We start from the raw sequence: 3,555 nt of genomic DNA on the forward strand, positions 1-3,555 counted from the left end.
GCCCCGGCCCCGGCGAAGCCCGCCGCGCAGGCCCCGGCCCCCGCGAAGTCGGCCGCCGCCAAGCCCGCGCCCGCCGCCGCCAAGGCGCAGGCGAAGGCCGAGCCCGCCACCGAGGCCCCCGCCGGCCCCGAGCTCGTGACGCTGCGCGGCCCGTCCGCCGCGGTCGCCAAGAACATGAACGCCTCCCTGGAGCTGCCCACGGCCACGTCCGTGCGCGCCGTCCCGGTGAAGCTGCTGTTCGACAACCGCATCGTCATCAACAACCACCTCAAGCGGGCCCGCGGCGGGAAGATCTCCTTCACGCACCTCATCGGCTACGCGATGGTCCAGGCCATCAAGGCCATGCCGGCGATGAACCACTCCTTCGCCGAGAAGGACGGCAAGCCGACCCTGGTCAAGCCGGAGCACACCAACCTCGGTCTCGCCATCGACCTGGTGAAGCCCAACGGCGACCGCCAGCTCGTCGTCGCGGCGATCAAGAAGGCCGAGACGCTGAACTTCTTCGAGTTCTGGCAGGCCTACGAGGACATCGTCCGCCGCGCCCGCGAGGGCAAGCTGACGATGGACGACTTCACCGGCGTCACCGTCTCCCTCACCAACCCCGGCGGCCTCGGCACCGTCCACTCCGTGCCGCGGCTGATGCCCGGCCAGTCGGTGATCATGGGCGTCGGCTCCATGGACTACCCGGCGGAGTTCCAGGGCACCTCCCAGGACACCCTGAACAAGCTCGGCATCTCCAAGGTCATGACGCTCACGTCGACCTACGACCACCGGGTGATCCAGGGCGCCGCCTCCGGCGAGTTCCTGCGCCAGGTCGCCAACCTGCTGCTCGGCGAGAACGGCTTCTACGACGAGATCTTCGAGGCCCTGCGCATCCCCTACGAGCCGGTCCGCTGGCTCAAGGACATCGACGCCAGCCACGACGACGACGTCACCAAGGCCGCCCGGGTCTTCGAGCTGATCCACTCCTACCGGGTCCGCGGCCACGTCATGGCCGACACCGACCCGCTGGAGTACCAGCAGCGCAAGCACCCCGACCTGGACATCACCGAGCACGGGCTCACCCTGTGGGACCTGGAGCGCGAGTTCGCCGTCGGCGGCTTCGCCGGCAAGTCGATGATGAAGCTGCGCGACATCCTCGGCGTGCTGCGCGACTCGTACTGCCGCACGGTCGGCATCGAGTTCATGCACATCCAGGACCCCAAGCAGCGCAAGTGGATCCAGGACCGCGTGGAGCGCCCGCACTCCAAGCCGGAGCGCGAGGAGCAGCTGCGCATCCTGCGCAGGCTGAACGCGGCGGAGGCCTTCGAGACCTTCCTGCAGACGAAGTACGTCGGCCAGAAGCGCTTCTCCCTGGAGGGCGGCGAGTCCGTCATCCCGCTGCTCGACGCGGTCCTCGACTCGGCCGCCGAGTCGCGCCTGGACGAGGTCGTCGTCGGCATGGCCCACCGCGGCCGCCTCAACGTGCTGGCCAACATCGTCGGCAAGTCGTACGCGCAGATCTTCCGCGAGTTCGAGGGCAACCTCGACCCGAAGTCGATGCACGGCTCCGGCGACGTGAAGTACCACCTGGGCGCCGAGGGCACCTTCACCGGCCTGGACGGCGAGCAGATCAAGGTCTCGCTGGCCGCGAACCCGTCCCACCTGGAGACGGTCGACCCGGTCATCGAGGGCATCTCCCGCGCCAAGCAGGACGTCATCAACAAGGGCGGCACGGACTTCACCGTCCTGCCGGTGGCGATCCACGGCGACGCGGCCTTCGCGGGCCAGGGCGTGGTGGCCGAGACCCTGAACATGTCGCAGCTGCGCGGCTACCGCACCGGCGGCACGGTCCACATCGTCATCAACAACCAGGTCGGCTTCACCGCCGCCCCGGAGTCCTCGCGCTCCTCGATGTACGCCACGGACGTGGCCCGCATGATCGAGGCCCCGATCTTCCACGTCAACGGCGACGACCCCGAGGCCGTCGTACGCGTGGCGCGGCTCGCCTTCGAGTTCCGCCAGGCGTTCAACAAGGACGTGGTGATCGACCTCATCTGCTACCGCCGCCGCGGTCACAACGAGTCGGACAACCCGGCCTTCACCCAGCCGCTGATGTACGACCTGATCGACAAGAAGCGCTCGGTGCGCAAGCTCTACACCGAGTCCCTGATCGGTCGCGGCGACATCACCCTGGAAGAGGCCGAGCAGGCGCTGCAGGACTACCAGGGCCAGCTGGAGAAGGTCTTCACCGAGGTCCGCGAGGCCACCTCGCAGCCGGCCGCCCCGCAGTCCCCGGACCCGCAGGCGGGCTTCCCGGTCGAGGTCAGCACCGCGATCTCCGCCGAGGTCGTCAAGCGCATCGCCGAGTCCCAGGTCAACATCCCCGACCACATCACCGTCCACCCGCGTCTGCTGCCGCAGCTGCAGCGCCGGGCGGCCATGGTCGAGGACGGCACCATCGACTGGGGCATGGGCGAGACCCTCGCCATCGGCTCGCTGCTCCTGGAGGGCGTCCCGGTCCGGCTCTCCGGCCAGGACTCCCGCCGCGGCACCTTCGGCCAGCGCCACGCGGTGCTGATCGACCGCGAGACCGGCGAGGACTACACGCCGCTGCTGTACCTCTCCGACGACCAGGCCCGCTACAACGTCTACGACTCGCTGCTCTCCGAGTACGCGGTCATGGGCTTCGAGTACGGCTACTCGCTGACCCGCCCGGACGCGCTGGTGATGTGGGAGGCCCAGTTCGGCGACTTCGCCAACGGCGCCCAGTCGGTCATCGACGAGTACATCTCGGCCGCCGAGCAGAAGTGGGGCCAGACCTCCGGCGTCACGCTGCTGCTGCCGCACGGCTACGAGGGCCAGGGCCCGGACCACTCCTCGGCCCGCATCGAGCGCTACCTCCAGCTGTGCGCGCAGAACAACATGACGGTCGCGATGCCGACCCTGCCGTCGAACTACTTCCACCTCCTGCGGTGGCAGGTGCACAACCCGCACCACAAGCCGCTGGTGGTCTTCACCCCGAAGTCGATGCTGCGCCTGAAGGCCGCCGCCTCGAAGACGGAGGAGTTCACGACGGGCCAGTTCCGCCCGGTCATCGGCGACGACTCGGTCGAGGCGAGCGCCGTCAAGAAGGTCGTCTTCTGCGCCGGCAAGGTCTACTACGACCTCGACGCCGAGCGGAAGAAGCGCGGCGTGACGGACACCGCGATCATCCGCATCGAGCGCCTGTACCCGCTGCCGGGTGCGGAGCTGCAGGCGGAGATCAAGAAGTACCCGAACGCCGAGAAGTACCTGTGGACGCAGGAGGAGCCGGCGAACCAGGGTGCCTGGCCGTTCATCGCGCTCAACCTGATCGACCACCTGGACCTGGCGGTCGGCGCGGACGTGCCGCACAGCGAGCGGCTGCGCCGCATCTCGCGTCCGCACTCCTCCTCCCCGGCCGTGGGTTCCGCCAAGCGGCACCAGGCGGAGCAGGAGCAGCTGGTGCGCGAGGTGTTCGAGGCGTGAGCGCACCGCGGGGCGTCAGCGCTCCCGCGGACCGCGCCTGACCGGGCCGCACCCCCTCGCCGGGGG

1 protein-coding gene is annotated in these 3,555 nt (G+C 69.4%); it reads left to right on the forward strand.

Annotation, left to right across the window (positions count from 1 at the left end; translation table 11 throughout):
* Nucleotides 1–3,489, forward strand: a 3,489-nt coding sequence (locus ACFC02_RS42030) for a multifunctional oxoglutarate decarboxylase/oxoglutarate dehydrogenase thiamine pyrophosphate-binding subunit/dihydrolipoyllysine-residue succinyltransferase subunit (RefSeq protein WP_376368223.1), incomplete at its 5' end; no start/stop codon positions are given.
* Nucleotides 3,490–3,555: the final 66 nt, after the last annotated feature.

This window comes from Streptomyces sp. NPDC056160 (assembly GCF_042268205.1).
Classification (GTDB): Bacteria; Actinomycetota; Actinomycetes; order Streptomycetales; family Streptomycetaceae; genus Streptomyces.